The organism is Enterobacter cloacae complex sp. P42RS, from assembly GCF_014930595.1.
Lineage (GTDB): Bacteria > Pseudomonadota > Gammaproteobacteria > Enterobacterales > Enterobacteriaceae > Enterobacter > Enterobacter bugandensis.
This window is the reverse complement of sequence record NZ_JADBRK010000005.1, coordinates 144,144-162,345: the sequence shown is the minus strand read 5'-3', so window position 1 is coordinate 162,345 and position 18,202 is coordinate 144,144. Positions and strand designations below refer to the sequence as shown.

The window sequence follows — 18,202 nt, the reverse complement described above, 5'->3', positions numbered from 1 at the left end:
ATGAGACTGTTAAGTGATTACACAGAAGAAGAATTTTTAGAACTGGTACGCAAAATTTGCAATGCGGACGCACCAACTGAAGAAGACGAGAATCGATTGGTTAGAGAATTTAAACGACTTACCGAGCATCCCGCAGGCTCTGACCTGATTTTTTATCCTGAAGAGGGCAAAGATTATAGTCCAGAAGGTATTGTTAGAGAAGTTAAGGAGTGGCGTAAAGAAAATAGTAAATCCGGATTTAAAGAATAACAATCTTTGAGACTCCCGCGCTTTCGGGCGCGGAATGTGTACAATAAAATTCAAAAAGTTAAAAAAAAATGAAGGATTTAAGAGATTATACTGAAAGTGAATTTCTAAGTCTGGTGCGAAAAATTTGTACCGCCACAAGTGAAACAGAGGAAGATGGTAATCGTCAGGTTAAAGAGTTCGTACGACTTGCCGAGCATCCTTCTGGCACAGATCTTATTTTTTATCCTGAAGATGGAAAAGATGATAGCCCGGAAGGCGTTGTCCAGGAAGTAAAAGAGTGGTGTCAGCCTCATGGTAAACCTTGCTTCAAGTCTAAGTGATTTTTTAGGATTAAAACAATGATCGTTTACTCTATAGATGTATACAGTAAAACAAATGAACTTTTACTTTATGAAATCATAATCTCTCAGCGAAATGTAGCTGCGCTGTATGACATTATGGGTATTTCAGAGGAAGATGAAGCCGACTTCTCGTATGGCATCGGTGTTTATAATATAAACGAAAAACAGGCACATCTTTTAGAAATGCTCATAGGTAAAACATTCTACTCGGACGATTTAATTTTTCAGCTTTCAGGAGGAGAGCTTTAAATGAAGATTAAATATATAATGCCCCTTTTCTCATTTCGAAAACCTAAGAATTTACATCTGGACGGTACTTTATAACTCTAAATCCTGAAACGAGAAAAAAAAGCTTACGTTTAAACTATAGGGTGGACTTATACAGATGATTACAAACATGAGGCAATGATTGTTTATCCAGGGAAAAGTCATGACGAATTGGTAGATGCAAAATTTATTTCATGGGAAACATATCCAAAGGGACATTCAGGCTCTATGAACCAACACCTGGAAATGGCAAAAGAAGGCATCAATTTAAGTTTTTTGAGAGAAGCTCAAGCCCTTGTTGTGATAAACCTTAAATTGAGGCCGATTTACATATTTGTGGTATGGACGGCGAAGACCTACAGGAAGACTGCGAAGAAGCGTTTGGCGTTCAGCTTGCCACGGAAGAAGATGGCTATATGAAAACATTCTCTCTTGCTGAGAATGAGTATCTGTTTACGGGCGAGGGTATAGATTTTTTTGGCATCTGTCGGTTTATGCGCTGGGTACGTGGCATACCCGAACCTGTTATACGCGATTTAACCGTTGGCGAACTTCACGCTGTGCTGGTTAAGGCTGTGAAAGAGCAGGTAAAGCACGAGTGATTTCTGAAGATTACGGACATGGGATAACATGCCCGTATCGTTTTATTGCTTCAAGGATTACATGAGGTGGGAAGCACGGTTACTCGGACATCGCCTTCCCTGTTCCACGCTTAACAGTCGGTATATCACCGGTATCATTCAGCGCTCCCGGAAAGGTCTTCAGCCACTGGGCGACTTTCTGCTTATTAATATTCACCACGCTCATACCCTCCAGACATCCCCATAATTCTCTTGTATGCTGTGGTGTAATCACAATGCAGTCTTTCATGGCGCGGATTTTCACGGGCATGCCGTTGATAAAGCCAGCACGGGTTAACCAGTCGCCGCCCAAAAGAAGATATTTCATGTCTATGCGCGCATACAGTTCGCAGCAGGCGGCACTGTCCTGCGGCGTTTCCGCGCGGGGATGGACGGGCGCCGCGTTAGGCGGGTTGCCGTGAAGACGGCGGGCGCTGTTTTTGCGTACCAGCTCGCGGTTTTCAATCACGCCGGTGAAAGCGTCTGATTCTGTTTTGCAAACAGTAAACTCTGGCTTAAAATTCGTCGCAGCCATATACAACTCCTTACTAGTTGGTTGTGGTTAGCGGTATGGGGGTGTTGCAGCACCTTCATATCGCGAATTCCTCGTTAAATATTCTTCAATATATCCTTTGCCGTTCGGCATAATTTCCGAAGCTCATTATACAGGACTGAATATAAATACAGCGGCTTTGGGTGGGGTAAATTTGAATTTTGCGAGGGGGATTCAGGAAAAGGGTTGGGTCAGAGAAATTACGCAGCGAGGACTATCAGAATATAAGGTGAGCGCCCGCATGAACCGCAGAGCAACCATTCGCCGATCTGCGGGATGGCAATGCGTCGTTTTATTATCAAGTTCGGTGACCGACTGAGCGATCACCTATAATACGATGGCAGTTACACAGCATTACGGACAGGCTCCTTTGAGAGGATAAGCGTTAATAAAGAGGAGGCACTCAATGCCTCCTTTCTATTTGTTACGCTCTTACGTTCCAATCGTCCGTATACTGGACATTACCATCAACATAACGCCAGGTGATTTTGTCATACATCAGGGAAACAGATTCCATGTGGTTGATCTGCGAGTTTCCTGCCATTTTAGCGTTTGGCATCCCTGGGTTAATGCCCGTCACTTTCACACCCTCAATGGTCATGACGAAGTAACACTCTTCTTGTCCTGCATGGTTAATGCGATACCAGCGAATCTCCGCACTTTTCAACGTTTGACCGGTGGCAACGGCTTTGTATAGATACGGGCTGGAGCTATCAAACTCCTTTTCAATCATCATCGGAGAATGTGAACGCTTGCCAGTAATCTTCCCGTTGGCACTGTCTACTGGAATGTTCAGACCATGACTAAAGCCAACAATCTCTATACTCCCCTCACGATCCTGAACGTCTACAGCTCCTTTAATGTCTGCGCCGCCATCGTCCTTAAGCCACATGTAAGCCGGAATAGGCATTTTACAAACTCCTTTTAGTTGTGATTTTCTTCGTGATGAACCAGTAGCAAACAATCGTTAAGAGCAACTGAAAGCCCACAATCGCCGCCATTGTGAAATTTGAATACGTTTGATCTGGGAATAAAGACTGATAAGGCAGCAAGCGAAACAACGCCCAAAACAGGAAGGTAAACCCGAAGATTTTAGCTAACCGTCGCAATGTGGAACTGAACCACTCTCTGGGGATGCCTGCTGGACTAACTTTGTGTGTCGCGCCACTGTACGCCGTGGTAATGGCGCTCATGACAGGTACGCTGATTAATGTATTGATTAAGATGCTAAAATAGTCGTCTAACGACTCCCAAACTTCTAAATCAGGTTCACCCAAAATGAAGCGGGTAAACTTGTCGGCGCTCTGGAAATCAAAAAGCCCCGTAATAGAATTAACTAATCCATCATACGGAACCATTTCAGCAACGATCAGCACAACAACAGCGAACAGCACTATCTTGATGAATAAACTATGGGCATGTTTTGCCATTGGAGATCACCTCAATCGTGCCGTATGCCTGTAGCTTCCTCATGCAAGGAACATCTATTTTTTGGCTTCTCAACAGAGCATTACGCAACATGGCAAAATCAGAATCATGTGGGAGAGTGATACAACCTTCTGATAGTACGCCTGGATGCAAACGGAAATTGCCACGCTGAACGCTCTCAATCCATGTGTAATCGTCGATCCCCCAATCATCACGCCATAATGCGAACCATTCAGAATGTTTGAATGTTGCACCATTGGCGAAGTGATTATAAATGTCTCTTCCCACTGTGTTTAGCTGTGACTTGAGTCCACCTTGAGGGCGGTCAACAATCCAGTATTTACCCGCTGGTACTGGCCCCTCTTTGGGGATCATTCCACATGCTCCACGATTACGGTAAGCACCATTACCAGAGAAAGCTAAAAACGTGCCTATACCCGGAAACGATAACGGGGAGTAGTACGCATCATTAATTACGAACTTTCCATGTAGAGCCATAGATAACCCTTTTATCTATAATGATTTGTTGGCTTATCGTACTCCTATGCAATTGGACATAAGAAGGTTTTCTTCCGAGAGACCTCTGATTTTCAGACAATAGCCCGTTGGTGGTAAGACAACGTGTAAGGTCGTTAGGCGGTAACATCAGAGGTGTGTCAGGAAGCTAGGTTTATCAAGTTGACCATGTACCCTCAGGGGCGAGACCGAACCGCTGGCAGAGTGACCTGCTCCCTGATGTTAGTAGTGTCTTCATAAGCCACATGAGGACATCCCCATGAAGAGGCGTTTTTCTGACTGGCGTAATTATTGCTGCCTATTATACAGAACTGAATATAAATACAGCGGTTTTGCGATGGGTAAATTTGGGAAATACGAGGGGGAGTCAGGAAATAGGGTTTAATGTGATACTGGAAATCGCAGGTTTGAAAATCATTTCTATGTGCCTCATCCAGAAATCTATTCTTTCGCTAAATTGCCTTAGACGGCAAATTCATCGCATCCAGCCCTTCTTCTCAGATCCCACAAAAATTCATCAAACCTATAGATTAACGATTTACATCACCCTGATTTTGTTATGTGATCCTGTTACAGGCTTTAGTTACGCCCTGCCCAGCCAACCGTAACAGGACTTCATCGATGGAATTTTATCAGGCCGACCCGACGCTTGAGAACTACTGGCGTGGTGTGATCCTCTTTGGAAGGAACGTCGCATCTTACAAATTTGCGCTGGCGTCAGCGTTGTATGAAGTGGATAAGACGGGCAGCGATTTGATAACGCTCGACCAGCTTGCCGTGCCGTTCAGCCGCTATCTTTGCGAGCACCTGAAGCATGCACCAAAACAGATCACCTCCCGCAGCAGTCAATTTCTGGAAACCTGCCTGAAGTTTAACAGAGGTGAAATCACCCACGCCCAGCTCATTGAAGCGACGGTGCGCCTTGGCTTTAACAACGTGATTGATGCCTTTCATTACGTGAACCAGGGCGAGATCGATAAACGTTTTTTCCTTGATGAGCGCAAAACCCACAACGGGATCCGCCTGACGGATAACTTCTTTTTACTGGGTGAACGCCTACAGTATAAAAACCTCGCCTTTGAAACCAATGCTCGCTGGAACCTGGTGGAACAGGCCTGGTCGATGGGGATATCGCGTAACCTTGTGGGCGTAGAGTTCGACGAAGATAATCAGCTGCTGTATACGAGGGTGAACGCGCGTCGCGTAGACATCACCAGCTGCCGCGACAGCCTGAATGGTTACCAGAAAGGACGATGCTTTTACTGCTTTAAACCCATCAGCCTGGTACCGGGCGACGCAGAACTGGCGGACGTCGACCACTTTATTCCCTGGGCTGCCCGCAATGAAGTGAGCAATATTAACGGCGTATGGAACTTAGTGCTGGCCTGTCGGTGCTGTAACCGTGGCGTCGAAGGTAAATCTGCACGGATTCCCGACCTCAGGCTCCTGCAGCGGTTACACACCCGCAATGAGTATTTTATTCAGAGCAAACTGCCGTTACATGAGACGATTGTTCTACAGACAGGGCAACGTCCTGAAGCACGGAGAAGCTTTCTACAGCGTAACTGGCAGGCCGCGCTGGACAAACTTATCCATACCTGGAAACCCAACGCGGAAGGCGAGGCAACGTTTTAATGACACTTCACTACTACCAGAACCACGCGCAGGATTTCTTCAATGGCACGGTCAATGTCGATATGACTCCGCTTTACGAGGCTTTTACCCAACATCTGACGCACGGTGCCCGGGTTCTGGATGCGGGCTGCGGTTCTGGCCGGGACGCAAAAGCCTTTCATGAGATGGGCTATCTTGTGGATGCTTTTGATGCCTCTTCCGCGATGGTGGAACTGGCAAAGCAACATACCGGGTTACCCGTGCAGATGATGACGTTTTCAGAGATCGACGGTAAAGCGCAGTACGATGGGATCTGGTGCTGTGCATCTTTGCTGCATGTCCCCTCTTCTGGGTTACCTGCTGTAATGCAGAAGCTTGCGGATGCGCTTAAACCTGGCGGCGTCTGGTATGTGTCCTTTAAGTATGGCAACGGTGAACGGGTACAGGGTGAACGACGGTTTACGGACCTGGATGAAGAGGGGTTGCAGGAGTTGCTAAAGGCGGTTCCGGGGATGGAGATAGCTTCGCTGTGGGCGACTCAGGATAACCGCCCGGACAGAGATGAGAGATGGCTGAATGGGATACTACGAAAAAGCGCCGCTTGATCATCAGGCGGCGCTAATCGACATGGAGTAAGTGAGTTCAGTAATTCATAACTTTAGTCAGCTCAACTTCACCCGTGGCGGCATTAAAGTACAGATAAAAAATATCCCCTTTTATCTGATCGGGTTTTGACCAGATTTCCTTATCCCCCAGGCGACGCTTTTCCTTCGTGTATCCCAGCGTTTCGAGATACGCGCGCAACGGTACCGCACCGGTAGCCCCTTTAAAAAAGATGCTATTCGAAGGAGCATAACCATCGCCGGGATGCGCCTCGAAATAGTAGTCGTCCGTTACACGCGGGGCGTTTTCAATATCCTTGTCAGTCAGCGTGTGGTAGTGGAAAAAGTCATTTTCTGTGTAAACCATCGTTTCATCCGAACCCGATGCCACGAGCCAGACAAAGAGCCATCCAAGGATAAAGACGGTGGCGACCGAGAGTGCACTCCACTTCAGGACTTTTAAAAGGATTTTCATAGTTTAGCCACCATGAATGAGAGCGATGTCCCATCGTTTGTAATGCAGATCACCACTATAATTTTGTTTGAAAACAATCAGGAAGAATAATACACATCAGATTAGTTTTCATATCAAGAAGATCCTTAAGATCTGCGATCCGTTGGGATGGAAACAAGGGCTACTTCCTTATAATTGAAAATGTGAATTCTGCGGGTTCGATATGCGGTATAATGACGCCTCGGTTGTGCTTTAATCTTTCAATATCATGCTGAAGTATTTCGAGCACCCCAGCAATATCATCATTTTTAATAAAAATTAAGAGACATGGTAAAATACAAAATTAGATCAGCACGTATGCTTTATAACATTGCATTTACAATAAAAGACATATTTACCTCCTAATTTTCAACTTGATAGAAATAATAACTTGAATACAATTTGAAATTTTAATTCAAGACAGATTGTAACTTAGATCAATTTCAGCAATCGACTCACTCCTTCAAATTATTTAATTGATTAATAAATGTATAAAACTCAAATCAAAAACTAAGTATTACTTAGTTTAATTTTGTATGTTAACACCTCACAATCAAACAAAGTTAGCTAAGGTTAAGGAAATCTGATGCTGCCACATAGACTCAAAGAAGCCCGTATTAAGGCTGGCTTATCTCAACAACGATTAGGTATTCTAGCCGGTATTGATGAAGCTACGGCTAGCGCCAGAATGAATCAATATGAGAGAGGTATTCATACTCCTGATTTTGCTCTTGCTCGGAAACTTGCACAAGTTCTGAATATTCCAGCGTGCTACTTTTATACAGTAGAAGACGATCTTGCCGCTCTAATTTCTAATTGGTTTACACATTAATATTGTCTTACCTATCGCACATAAATTTAAAAATTCACGAGTTATGAAATTATGCCAAAGAAACCCAAAAAACCAAAATTACCTATTTTATTATCAAGGAAAATATATAAGACAGGACAAACAAGAGGTGCAGATGATGATGTGATTTATCAGAATAGAGTTGGAAGAAATAGTACCGTTTTGATTCCATTCGAGTTCATTATACCCGAAGAAAATAGATGGGCACTAAATTTTGAATATGAAAATGGCTATATAGTACTTATTTCACCGGATGATTATTATGGTGAGTCAGCATCAGAGACAAGAAAAATAATGAATGAATCTGGTCTTATGCTAGGAGAAAATGCTCTTTTATTCTATACGCAGCGTTATCAATATAATCAATACAATCCTCAAATAAATGGAATTAGTCAATCAGAACCCATGTCACGTAAAGCACCTTTGGGTGGTGAATTTGTATGTAGAATAGCCGCAACGACATCATCTTATCAGGGAGAAAAAATCAATAAGGGTTACAACACCACTCAATCAAAAGGAGCTGGAATACGATTATACGAATATGCGAATTCAGCAGTAATTGAAAAATGTCGAATTCAACTCGAAGCCATTTATTGGCTTTGCGCTGATTCACTGGAATCTGCGGCCTTAAATGAAATGAGTCCAGAGAATGCAAATCAACGACGGGATTTAGCATTAGCAGAAGCGGAAGCTCTGGGTTTATTAGATAAAAGGCTATTACGTGAAAAAAGAATCATTGATGAGGAAGACCACTCAGTTTGTCCATTATGTTTAGCAAAGTTATCCGCAAAGGGTTTTTTCTCTAGACTAGAGCAGCAGGAGTTCCGTCAAGTTCACGATCTGACCGTAACTGAAATAAATCTCTTCCATATCAATGAATTAAGATACGGTGCTTTTAATCATGAACCATATAATCTTGGTTGGGGACATCATCATTGTAATGTTGTCGTTAAAGATTCTGGAATAGATAATACTTTAGCATGGATGTCAGAGGTAATTGAAAGAAATCTAAGATTAGACGCGGCGACAGAATCTGACGCCACGTAATATTTATACCAATAGGTTAGTTCTATTTAAAATATATTCAACCCAGTGTATATCAATCTCAATTGATATACACTTGCGTTTGTTTTTCAAAGATGCCATCGCTGTACTTCCTGAACCAGCAAAGCAATCTAGCACAATATCATTTTCATATGAACTGGCTAAAATGATATGCTCCAACATATCTTGTGGTTTTTCTGCTGGGTGCTTGCCTGAATATGGTCGCACAGATTCAAAATTCCATACATCAGTGTATTCAATGTCTTTGTTGATATTAAATGGACGAATGACATCTTCATAATCAGGCATTTCGTCAACCTTTCCACTTGAAAGGATAGCATTTTTTATCTTTTCATATTGTTCTCGACTCGGAATATTTCGTCCAGTCTCCCAATTTGAAACAGCACCACCATGGTTTACTTTTCCGAAAGCGCCAGTTAGCTCTGTTAACTTATTACCAGATAAACCAGCTTCTTTTCTTTTATTTTTCAAAAATTCACCAAACGAAGAGCGATGCAAATTTCCATTTTTAGCAGGCTCTGCAAAAATAATTCTTTCTGAATGACCATACCATTGTCGCAAAATATCCTTATTCATTTTACCTTTCCACCCATCAAATCCTGGTTTATTCGGTTTAGTCCAAACAATATGGGAAAGTATATTAAACTTTGAGGAAAGCATCACCTCTAATCGAGCTGACATAGATGAATCACAAAAACAATACAATGAGCCATTAGGCTTAAGAATTCTTCTCCATTCTGTTGAAATTTCTTCCATCCATTTTATATATTGATCGTCTTGTTTGAACAACGTATCACCATATATATTTTTCTTTTTTGTAGCATGATACGGCGGATCTGTTAGGATCAGTGAAATTGAATTACTTGGTATTTTCTTTAAAGAATTAATGCAATCGTCATTAATTATAATCTGGGACTCATCCGAATAGTAAGTCTCACCCACCGAATCTTTGATCTTCTTGAATATTACTTCTCTATTCATTGTTAGTATCTTGGAAATTAGTAAATGAAAAATATTATACTTTATTGAGATTTTTTTCAAGACTTACTAAGTAAACAAAAAAAACAATAAAGCCAATAAAATCAACAGGTTGGATGAAGTTTTCTTATATAAAACAAAAAAGCACAGATAAACATAAATGCAATTGACAACACGAAAACTACTATCTTAGTAGCCAAAATGATTTTAAGAATAAAGATAAGGGTTGGTGCCGAAGGCCGGACTCGAACCGGCACGTATTTCTACGGTTGATTTTGAATCAACTGCGTCTACCGATTTCGCCACTTCGGCACTGAAGGGGATGCGGAAACGTTGTGGATTATACCTGTCGCGCGCCGCCATGCAAGCGACGACGCGCTAAACCCGCGCTAAGTGCCCAAAAAACCAGCGCCACCGTCAGTCCAGCTCAGACACCGCCAGCCGAATCACCCTCGCCGCCTTCTGCTCCGGCAGCGCCAGCACCTTCGCCCACATCGCCTGCACCATGTCGCAGGAGAGCTTCTCCTTGCCCACTGCCTTCTCCGGCATCTGCAACAGCTGGATGTCCTCGCCGTACTTATCGGCAAGTTGCTTCATAATCGGACGCACATCCTCGACGGCCGCCTCGCGTTCGGCCGGGGTCACGGTGTGGCGGTTTTTGCCGTAGGCCGCACGCATCATGTCGGCGTCGGCCTGCATGCGCCGCGCCATCAGGTCTTTATCCAGCATGCGCATCGGGTTCACGCCGCCCTTCACCATCGGGTAGAGGAAGCGGAAGCAGGCGTCGTCGCTCACCTTCTGGATGGCGGCAGTCTGCTCCATGTTGATGGTCATGTAGTTCACCACGTTGGCGTCCGGGGCGTTCTGCAGGCGCGACATCTGCAGATGCAGGATCTGCGGCTGGATGGTGTCGATAATCTGCTGCTCCGGCTCGCCCGCTTTTTGCAGGGCAGCCATCTGGTCGAGGATGCGCTGATGCAGCGCGGGCTCCTGCTCCTTAATCACCTGCCAGGCGGGCATCGCGTTGAGGGCGTTATCCATCTGCCGTTCCGGGGCGCGTTGCCTGTCGAAAAACACCCAGAACGCCACGGCGGCAGCCGCAATGACGACAATCACAATACGGGTCCACGTTTTATTCATCTCGCATCCTTATCCTTGAGTTATGCCGGTTTACACCGGCACGCCGCTGTGGAAGCGAAACTCGTTGTCCGGTGTCGAGATAAGTGTGGCTTCAATTTCGCCAAAATGCTGTATGCGCGGTGAGATATCGTCGTCGCTCACCTGCTGGGCCAGCGTCAGGTAGTCCTGATAGTGGCGCGCTTCCGAGCGCAGCAGCGAGAGATAGAACTTCTGCAGGTCGTCGTCGAGGAACGGAGCCAGCGCGGCGAAGCGTTCGCAGGAGCGGGCTTCGATGTAGGCGCCGCAGATGAGCTTGTCGATCAGCGTCAGCGGTTCGTGGGTGCGCACTTCCTTTAGCATCCCTTTGGCGTAGCGGCTGGCGGTGATTTTGACGTACGGAATATCGCGGGCCAGCATCGCCTCGCGCACCTGCCAGAAGTGGTGCAGCTCCTCTTTAATCAGCAGCACCATGCTGTCGATAAGCGCCTGGCCCCACGGGTCGTCGGTTTTGGGCATCACGCTTTTGCCAATCTGCCTGTGCAGGGCGATGAAGTCCGGCTCCGGGCCGTCGCGGAAGGTGAACTGTTCGTAGGGTTTGAGCCAGTCGAGCAGCGCGTCGGCACCGCTTTCATCGGCGATGTATTTACGCACCAGCAGCAGCGCGGTCTGGGCGGCCTTGAGCTCGCACACCATGTGGTCGGTGAGCAGCAGCGGCAGGTTCGCCGGGTCGCGGGCTTTATCAATCCATGCTTGCGGGGTCGGGCACTGGAGGAAGTTGAGTACGGGGGCGAGTATCTGCGGGTAATCCATGGTTCTGCCTTGAAAAAAGCGGTGGCGCGCGCCACCGCCTGAATCACTTAGTGACGCACGCCGTCGTCGTCTTCGTCGACGTAATCTTCGTCGTCGCCTTCTTCGCCGTTCGGATCTTCGAAGTAGGTTCCCCAGCCGTCGTATTCCACCTCAAACTTCTCGGCCAGGTTCATCAGCTGTTCAACCTGCGCGTCGATCAGCTCCGCCTTCAGCGCGCCTTCGCTCAGGATGTCGCAGCAAATGACGGTGTCGCCCTCTTCCACTTCCAGCTCTTCCGGCTCGGTCACTTCGTAACCCAGCTTGAAGGCTTCCACGGCCATTTTTTCCAGCGCGTCGAAATCATCCGCAGAGAAATGGTGCTCGATGGTGTACAGCGCGTCCGGATCGCTACCGTCTTCCAGCAGCTCTTCAATAATCAGACGCGTCTCTTCGCGTTGCTCTTCCAGTAATTCCGGGTTTGCCATGGCTCAATCCTCTTTAAAGTGCGGCAGATACTTCTATTTTCACACACGGACGGGTTTGCCTCCACCTTTGTTGGAAAGAATTGTGAAACGGGGTTGCAAATGAATAATTACACATATAAAGTGAATTTTAATTCAATAAGTGGCGTTCGCCATGCGAGGATAAAATGTCTGATCTGTACAAGAAACACTTTCTGAAATTGCTCGACTTTACCCCTGCACAGTTCACTTCTCTGCTGACCCTTGCCGCACAGCTCAAGGCCGATAAAAAAAAGGGCAAGGAAGTACAGAAGCTTACCGGTAAGAACATCGCGCTCATCTTCGAAAAAGACTCGACCCGTACCCGTTGCTCTTTCGAAGTTGCCGCATTTGACCAGGGCGCACGCGTCACGTATTTAGGGCCGAGCGGCAGCCAGATTGGGCATAAAGAATCAATTAAGGACACCGCGCGCGTTCTCGGGCGGATGTACGACGGCATTCAGTATCGCGGCCACGGCCAGGAAGTGGTCGAAACGCTGGCGCAGTATGCGGGCGTGCCGGTGTGGAACGGGCTGACCAACGAGTTCCACCCGACGCAGCTGCTGGCGGACCTGCTGACCATGCAGGAGCACCTGCCGGGCAAGGCGTTTAACGAGATGACGCTGGTCTACGCGGGCGACGCGCGCAACAACATGGGCAACTCGATGCTGGAAGCGGCGGCGCTGACCGGGCTGGATCTGCGCCTGGTGGCCCCGAAAGCCTGCTGGCCGGAAGAGAGCCTGGTGGCGGAGTGCAGCGCGCTGGCGGAGAAGCACGGCGGCAAAATCACGCTGACGGAAGACGTGGCGGCGGGCGTGAAGGGCGCGGACTTTATCTATACCGACGTGTGGGTGTCGATGGGCGAAGCCAAAGAGAAGTGGGCGGAGCGGATCGCGCTGCTGCGCGGGTATCAGGTGAACGCGCAGATGATGGCGCTGACCGGCAACCCGGACGTGAAGTTCCTGCACTGTCTGCCGGCGTTCCATGACGACCAGACCACGCTCGGCAAGCAGATGGCGAAGGAGTTCGATCTGCACGGCGGGATGGAAGTGACGGACGAGGTGTTTGAGTCGGCGGCGAGCATCGTGTTCGACCAGGCGGAAAACCGGATGCACACGATTAAGGCGGTGATGGTGGCGACGCTTGGGGAGTGATTGACTCCTCTGCGCGCTGGTGCCCTCACCCCGGCCCTCTCCCACGGGGAGAGGGAGAAAACACTAAAAACGACAACAGCGTTATCGTCAGGCAGAAAAATACATTTTACTGACGCTTTCTCAGATACGCATTAACCATAATAGGTATTTATCTTTTTATTAACCATTATTTACTGAGTAGATAATGGTTAATATCAGGTCATTATCAATTACAAAACACCGTATATTATCGGCGTAATATTTCCTTATTACTGCATTTCGTTAATAAGGATTATTCATGTCATGGAATAAGCATGAAGCTGTGTCATACGCCCGTAGCCACGCACTAACCCATACTGGACACTATTGCGCTCGGGCAATCGTCGCCGCCATTCGAGCCGGAGGGCTTAAAATCGAAGGGGCCAACCTATCGCCAACTTCAGCCAGCAATAACCTTATACAGGCATTATTAATATGAATAAGCTCATCTTAATTGTGTTATTCAGCACAGCAGCATTGGGGGCCGAAGATTTTCAGATACCGATGCAGCGCGCCCTTGAATTCAATCGCTGGTACATTAAACAAGTGAACAACGATCGTTATCCCATCCAACAGGGAAATGAAATCGATAAGTTCGTTACGGCCAGCACCATGAAAAAATTACGTCATGCAGACGATCCCCGTTATGCCGACGCTGAATTTTACGAGGCTGATTTTTTTATGAAATCGCAATATATCGGCGAGGACTGGGCTGAGAATGTGGCTATTGATTCGTATGATTCAGACCCGGTCTGTGTAAACGTGAATATCACGTTCGGCAATAAGACCCAGCACACAGTTATTGATTGCATGGTTAAAGAAGATGGGATCTGGAAAATTCAGTCTGTCGCTGCACGGGATAATAATTGATTCCCCCGCTAACAATAATGTAGCCGGGTGGCGCTGCGCTTACCCGGCCTACAAAACCCGTAGGCCCGTGCAAGCGTAGCGCCGCCGGACAAATCAGGCGACGATGCGGCCTGATGCCCTTTCTCCCACAACCCGCTCTACTCAATTGATTTTTCACCCCGAAAAAGGTACGTTTTCGCCTTCATTCCAGCGTGGACATGCCAGCATTATGCCGATTATTCAGTCTGTTGAACGTGCGTTGCAGATCCTCGACCTGTTCAACGAGCAGGCCACCGAGCTTAAGATCACCGACATCAGCAAACTGATGGGGCTGAGCAAGAGCACCCTCCACTCGCTGCTGAAAACCCTCCAGCTTCACGGCTATATCGATCAGAACCCCGAGAACGGCAAATATCGCCTCGGCATGAAGCTGGTCGAGCGCGGCCATTTTGTCGTGGGCTCCATCGATATTCGCCACAAGGCGAAAGGCTGGCTGACGGAGCTGTCCCGGCGGACCGGGCAGACCACCCATCTGGGGATCCTGGACGGGCGTGAAGGGGTCTATATCGAGAAGATTGAAGGCAAGCTGGCCGCCATCGCCTATTCGCGTATCGGCCGCCGCCTGCCGGTTCACGCCACCGCCATCGGCAAGGTGTTGATTGCCTGGCTGGGCGAGGCCGAGCTGAACGCCCTGCTGGAGGGCTATCACTACACCACCTTTACTCCCGCGACCCTCGCCTCCCGCGAAGCGTTAATGACCGCCCTGACGCAGACCCGCGAGCAGGGCTATGCCCTGGACAGCGAAGAGAACGAGCAGGGCGTGCGCTGCGTGGCGGTGCCGGTGTGGAACCACGAATCCCGCGTGATTGCCGCCCTGAGCCTGTCGACGCTCACCTCCCGCGTGGATGACGCCGAGCTGGCCCGCTTCCGCGAGGAGCTTCAGCAGGCCGGGCTCGAGCTCTCACGCGCCCTGGGCTACCCGGCCTGAGCCGCTATACCGGCTCGTAGGTGAAGTAGTCGAAGTCCGCGTGACAGCCGTCACCGCTGATGTCCTCGCAGTGCAGCCCCACAAACGCGCCGGTGAAGAAGCCGCGCCCGCCGATGTAGTCGTCCGACAGCTTCCACGCCTCATAGGTGACCGGCACGGCATGCCACGTCTCGCCGTCGAACGAGTAGCTGTAGCGGTAGACCAGCCTATCCACATCCACCCGGAGCCAGACGCTCTCAGCCTGTTCCGGCACCGGAATCGGCTGCTCGTGCAGCGGCCATGACGGCACGTTGTGGTCGAGCTGGATCACCTTGATGGTTCTCCCCTGCCCCTCCTCGTAATCCACAAAGCAGTAGCTCCAGTTTTTGCTGTTGTAGTAGCAGGTCAGCCCTGCGCTCTGCTGAAAGTGGACCGGCGAGAACTGCATCCGCGTCTCCGCCCGGAAGACGAAGTGCTGCCAGCGGCGCGCCACGGTCGACTGGGTAAAGGTCGAGTTGAGCGAGTCGTTGCCGTAGAGCCGTAAGTAGCCCGGGCGGGCGGTGAGCGAGCCGAGGGTGTCGTCGAACGGAATGCGCAGGGTCTGCAGCTCCGGGTCAAGCGTACTGCCGTCGAAATCATCCCGCCAGTTACCCTGAGCGGCTGCGGGCTGCTCCGCCACCTGCGGGCCGGGCACGGTCAGCTGCGCGTGTTTGCCGCCTTCCACGTACGGCCAGCCGTCGCGCCACGCAATGCGGGCGATGCCGGTCTCGCGCCCCAGCGGGCAGTAGCCGCGCCCGCCGGAGGCCAGCAGCGGCACGCCGGGCAGGCGCAGCGGGCGGCTGGTGAGGTAGGCCATATACCACTCCCCGGTGTGGGTCTGCAGCAGCGAGCCGTGACCGCTCTTTTGCAGCGGGTTCTCCGGCAGGTGCCAGCTGGTCATCATCGTCACCTCCGGGTGCAGCTCGTACGGCCCGTCGATGGTTTTTGCACGCAGCACCACGACGGCGTGCTCGTAGCTGGTGCCGCCTTCGGCAACCATCAGGTAGTACCATCCCGCGTGGCGATAAAGATGCGCCCCTTCGGTGTAGCAGAGCGGCGTGCCGGTAAACAGCGTTTTGCGCTCGGGCGAGAGGGTGCCGGTCTGCGGGTCAAACTCCTGCATCACGATGGTGTTGTGCGGGTTGCTGTGGTGGCGCGGCCCCCACGGGCGGTAGAGGTAGTATTTGCGGCCATCATCGTCGTGGAACAGGGACGGGTCAAACCCGCCGTTGCCCATCGGGATCGGCTCGCTCCACGGGCCCTCAATGGACGGCGCGGTGACGAGGAAGTTGCGGCCGTTTTTCCACGGCGAGTCGACAATCTTCACGTCGGTGTATAGCAGCCAGAATTTGCCGTCGGCGTAGCTCAGGCACGGCGCCCAGATGCCGCCGGAGTCCGGGTTGCCCTTCATGTCCAGCATCGACACGCGGTCCAGCGGGGTGCTGGCCAGCGACCAGTTTTTCAGATCGCGGGAGTGGTAGATGCGCACGCCCGGGAACCACTCGAAGGTCGAGGTGGCGATGTAGTAGTCCTCGCCCTGGCGGCACAGGGACGGGTCCGGGTTGAAGCCGGTCAGGATCGGGTTAGTGATTTGCATAATGCCTCCGGTTAATGGGATGCGGCTGTCGCGGCGTCGGGAACGGCCTCGCCCTGCGCCGCGCGGTGCTTGATCAGCTGCTGGCTGATGGCCTCCACGCGCGCGTCGGTGAGCTTGTAGAACGACAGCATGATGAACATGCCCGCGTAGAGCACCACCGGCACCACGCAGAACAGAATTTTGATGGTGGTCAGCACCTCAACCGGCTGCACGCTGCTGCTGGCGGAGTAGTTGACGTACGCGAGGATCCAGCCCACCACCGCCCCGCCAATCGCCAGGCCAATCTTCAGGCTGAACAGGTAGGTTGAGAACACCAGCCCGTCGAGGCGGCGTCCGCTGCGGCTCTCCTCGTAATCCACCACGTCAGAGGCCATCAGCCACTGTAGCGGCGTGGTGGTGTTAAAGACGAACAGGAACAGGATGTTGAGGGCGAATATCAGGGCGATGTGCTCGGCCGGGGTGACGAAAATCAGCAGGCTGATCAGCGAGTAGGCGACGATGATCCACTTGAACGCTTTTACCCGGTCGAAGCGGCCCAGCAGGCGGGAGGAGCAGAGCGAACCGAACATGGTGGCAAGGCTGCCGTAGAGTAAGAACTGGGTCGCCATCTCCGGGTGATCCATCACGTATTTCACGAAGTAGAGCGTCGCCCCGCCGCGCACCACGTTGGAGCAGGTCGCCATCATCTTAAACGCGCACATGATGCGCCACTGGCCGTTGCCCAGCAGCAGCTTAAGATCTTTCGCCACCGACGAGCCTGGCTGTACCTCAAAGGTGTAGCGCTCTTTGGTGGTGAAGAAGCAGACGTAGAGCAGCACCACGCCGCTCAGGCCCAGCACGCACATGGCGCCGAAATAGCCCACCTGCTCGTCCCCTTTGCCGATGATGCTCACCAGCGGCAGCGCGATGCCGCTGATGGCGAGCGACCCCGCTGCCGCCAGGAAGAAACGCCAGGACTGAAGGGCATGACGCTCTTTCGGGTCGGCGGTGATGACGCCCGGCATGGCGCAGTACGGGACGTTAACGAAGGTGTAGACCAGGGTCAGAAGAATGTAGGTCACGCAGGCGTAGATGATTTTGCCCTGCGCGGAAAAGTCCGGCGTGTAGAAGGTCAGCACGCAGACGATGCCAAACGGGATGGCGCCCCACAGCAGGAACGGGCGGAACTGGCCGTGCCGCGTGCGGGTGCGGTCCACCAGCAGCCCCATCAGCGGGTCGGTCACGGCGTCGAGCACGCGGGAGATTAAAAACAGCGTCCCCATAATGCCCGCCGACAGGCCGAAGACGTCGGTGTAGAAATAGGCCAGCAGGAACATCGTGGCCTGCCAGACGAAGCCGCAGGCGGTGTCACCCAGCCCGTAGCCAATTTTGTCTTTCATGGTTAATTGCGTCATCAGAATTACACCCTTATGTAGTGTGCTGAATTACAACATCGTGTTAAGGGAGTGTAATGAGCTGTTCAATTAACCAGCAATGGTCATATCTTATTTCTGAATTACGTTATTTTGCTTTTGTGACGCCAGCGATATATCACAACCTATTGTTTAGATTGATAAAACAGGGACAAGCAAAAGCCGTCCACGGAATATATTCC

Annotated in this window: 24 protein-coding genes and 1 tRNA gene; 13 read left to right on the top strand and 12 right to left on the bottom strand. The window is 50.0% G+C overall.

Translation table 11 applies throughout. The features are described 5' to 3' along the window. The 5 genes from IM314_RS08640 to IM314_RS08625 all read left to right on the top strand — a co-directional run bounded on the left by IM314_RS08640 (position 1) and on the right by IM314_RS08625 (position 1,459). On the top strand, positions 1-249 hold the full coding sequence (locus IM314_RS08640) for a bacteriocin immunity protein (protein WP_088204630.1): 249 nt from the start codon (positions 1-3) through the stop codon (positions 247-249). 68 nt (positions 250-317) lie between these two features. Further along, positions 318-569, top strand: coding sequence for a bacteriocin immunity protein (locus tag IM314_RS08635; RefSeq protein ID WP_193055600.1), 252 nt, complete (start codon positions 318-320; stop codon positions 567-569). Between the two features lie 18 nt (positions 570-587). Continuing rightward, a complete protein-coding gene (locus IM314_RS08630; protein WP_088204631.1) occupies positions 588-839 on the top strand; it encodes a hypothetical protein in 252 nt (83 codons plus the stop codon). A 156-nt stretch (positions 840-995) separates the two neighbouring features. Next, entirely contained in the window at positions 996-1,277 is a 282-nt protein-coding gene (locus IM314_RS22115) for a DUF6392 family protein (RefSeq protein ID WP_227008577.1), read from the top strand. Then, positions 1,199-1,459: a hypothetical protein gene (locus IM314_RS08625; RefSeq protein WP_227008586.1), complete on the top strand. Its 261-nt coding sequence runs from the start codon at positions 1,199-1,201 to the stop codon at positions 1,457-1,459. The genes IM314_RS22115 and IM314_RS08625 overlap by 79 nt, the downstream gene beginning before the upstream one ends. A gap of 79 nt (positions 1,460-1,538) precedes the next feature. On the opposite strand, the gene IM314_RS08620 is transcribed toward IM314_RS08625, so the two are convergent. The 4 genes from IM314_RS08620 to IM314_RS08605 form a co-directional block, all read right to left on the bottom strand. After that, complete coding sequence (locus IM314_RS08620) at positions 1,539-2,012, bottom strand: SymE family type I addiction module toxin (protein ID WP_193358589.1); 474 nt, start codon at positions 2,010-2,012, stop codon at positions 1,539-1,541. 442 nt (positions 2,013-2,454) lie between these two features. Continuing rightward, a complete protein-coding gene (locus tag IM314_RS08615) occupies positions 2,455-2,940 on the bottom strand; it encodes an Hcp family type VI secretion system effector (RefSeq protein WP_008501360.1) in 486 nt (161 codons plus the stop codon). A gap of 1 nt (position 2,941) precedes the next feature. Continuing rightward, a complete protein-coding gene (locus IM314_RS08610; RefSeq protein WP_193358590.1) occupies positions 2,942-3,460 on the bottom strand; it encodes a hypothetical protein in 519 nt (172 codons plus the stop codon). Continuing rightward, entirely contained in the window at positions 3,441-3,956 is a 516-nt protein-coding gene (locus IM314_RS08605; RefSeq protein WP_008501362.1) for a DUF2778 domain-containing protein, read from the bottom strand. Before IM314_RS08605 ends, IM314_RS08610 begins: the two co-directional genes overlap by 20 nt. A gap of 639 nt (positions 3,957-4,595) precedes the next feature. Between IM314_RS08605 and IM314_RS08600 the strand changes: the two genes are divergently transcribed. After that, positions 4,596-5,609 carry an HNH endonuclease domain-containing protein gene (locus IM314_RS08600; RefSeq protein WP_193358591.1) on the top strand — a complete coding sequence of 338 codons (1,014 nt, stop codon included), beginning with the start codon at positions 4,596-4,598 and terminating at the stop codon, positions 5,607-5,609. After that, positions 5,609-6,193: a bifunctional 2-polyprenyl-6-hydroxyphenol methylase/3-demethylubiquinol 3-O-methyltransferase UbiG gene (locus IM314_RS08595; protein ID WP_193358592.1), complete on the top strand. Its 585-nt coding sequence runs from the start codon at positions 5,609-5,611 to the stop codon at positions 6,191-6,193. The genes IM314_RS08600 and IM314_RS08595 overlap by 1 nt, the downstream gene beginning before the upstream one ends. Before the next feature lie 37 nt (positions 6,194-6,230). Here IM314_RS08595 and IM314_RS08590 read toward each other — a convergent pair whose 3' ends face one another. Then, complete coding sequence (locus tag IM314_RS08590) at positions 6,231-6,665, bottom strand: hypothetical protein (protein ID WP_193358593.1); 435 nt, start codon at positions 6,663-6,665, stop codon at positions 6,231-6,233. A gap of 604 nt (positions 6,666-7,269) precedes the next feature. Here IM314_RS08590 and IM314_RS08585 point away from each other — a divergent pair. Beyond that, positions 7,270-7,515, top strand: coding sequence for a helix-turn-helix transcriptional regulator (locus tag IM314_RS08585; RefSeq protein ID WP_193358594.1), 246 nt, complete (start codon positions 7,270-7,272; stop codon positions 7,513-7,515). Between the two features lie 51 nt (positions 7,516-7,566). Continuing rightward, positions 7,567-8,580 carry a BstXI family restriction endonuclease gene (locus tag IM314_RS08580; RefSeq protein ID WP_193358595.1) on the top strand — a complete coding sequence of 338 codons (1,014 nt, stop codon included), beginning with the start codon at positions 7,567-7,569 and terminating at the stop codon, positions 8,578-8,580. Between the two features lie 3 nt (positions 8,581-8,583). Here IM314_RS08580 and IM314_RS08575 read toward each other — a convergent pair whose 3' ends face one another. The 5 genes from IM314_RS08575 to rraB form a co-directional block, all read right to left on the bottom strand. Further along, positions 8,584-9,579: a DNA methyltransferase gene (locus IM314_RS08575; RefSeq protein ID WP_193358596.1), complete on the bottom strand. Its 996-nt coding sequence runs from the start codon at positions 9,577-9,579 to the stop codon at positions 8,584-8,586. Between the two features lie 224 nt (positions 9,580-9,803). Then, positions 9,804-9,888: transfer RNA gene (locus IM314_RS08570), tRNA-Leu, on the bottom strand. A 105-nt stretch (positions 9,889-9,993) separates the two neighbouring features. Next, the gene (locus IM314_RS08565; RefSeq protein ID WP_193358597.1) at positions 9,994-10,716 is read right to left on the bottom strand and encodes a topoisomerase II; all 723 of its coding nucleotides are present in this window, start codon (positions 10,714-10,716) and stop codon (positions 9,994-9,996) included. 30 nt (positions 10,717-10,746) lie between these two features. Continuing rightward, positions 10,747-11,505 (bottom strand): tRNA isopentenyl-2-thiomethyl-A-37 hydroxylase MiaE, encoded by a 759-nt coding sequence (gene miaE / locus IM314_RS08560; RefSeq protein WP_193358598.1) that lies wholly within the window; start codon positions 11,503-11,505, stop codon positions 10,747-10,749. 47 nt (positions 11,506-11,552) lie between these two features. After that, entirely contained in the window at positions 11,553-11,969 is a 417-nt protein-coding gene (rraB, locus tag IM314_RS08555) for a ribonuclease E inhibitor RraB (RefSeq protein ID WP_193358599.1), read from the bottom strand. Between the two features lie 99 nt (positions 11,970-12,068). Between rraB and IM314_RS21965 the strand changes: the two genes are divergently transcribed. From IM314_RS21965 to xynR, 4 genes are all read left to right on the top strand, one after another. Next, a complete protein-coding gene (locus IM314_RS21965) occupies positions 12,069-12,164 on the top strand; it encodes a hypothetical protein (protein ID WP_213083700.1) in 96 nt (31 codons plus the stop codon). Then, positions 12,134-13,138, top strand: coding sequence for an ornithine carbamoyltransferase (argF, locus tag IM314_RS08550; protein WP_032675854.1), 1,005 nt, complete (start codon positions 12,134-12,136; stop codon positions 13,136-13,138). The genes IM314_RS21965 and argF overlap by 31 nt, the downstream gene beginning before the upstream one ends. 453 nt (positions 13,139-13,591) lie before the next feature. After that, a complete protein-coding gene (locus IM314_RS08545; RefSeq protein ID WP_041911432.1) occupies positions 13,592-14,026 on the top strand; it encodes a DUF3828 domain-containing protein in 435 nt (144 codons plus the stop codon). 208 nt (positions 14,027-14,234) lie between these two features. Further along, positions 14,235-14,993 carry a DNA-binding transcriptional repressor XynR gene (gene xynR / locus IM314_RS08540; RefSeq protein ID WP_193358600.1) on the top strand — a complete coding sequence of 253 codons (759 nt, stop codon included), beginning with the start codon at positions 14,235-14,237 and terminating at the stop codon, positions 14,991-14,993. Positions 14,994-14,997: 4 nt separating this feature from the next. Here xynR and IM314_RS08535 read toward each other — a convergent pair whose 3' ends face one another. Together IM314_RS08535 and IM314_RS08530 are read right to left on the bottom strand one after the other, a co-directional pair. Beyond that, positions 14,998-16,608, bottom strand: coding sequence for a glycoside hydrolase family 43 protein (locus IM314_RS08535; protein ID WP_193358601.1), 1,611 nt, complete (start codon positions 16,606-16,608; stop codon positions 14,998-15,000). Positions 16,609-16,619: 11 nt separating this feature from the next. Continuing rightward, positions 16,620-18,002: an MFS transporter gene (locus tag IM314_RS08530; RefSeq protein WP_193358602.1), complete on the bottom strand. Its 1,383-nt coding sequence runs from the start codon at positions 18,000-18,002 to the stop codon at positions 16,620-16,622. Positions 18,003-18,202 lie beyond the last annotated feature (200 nt).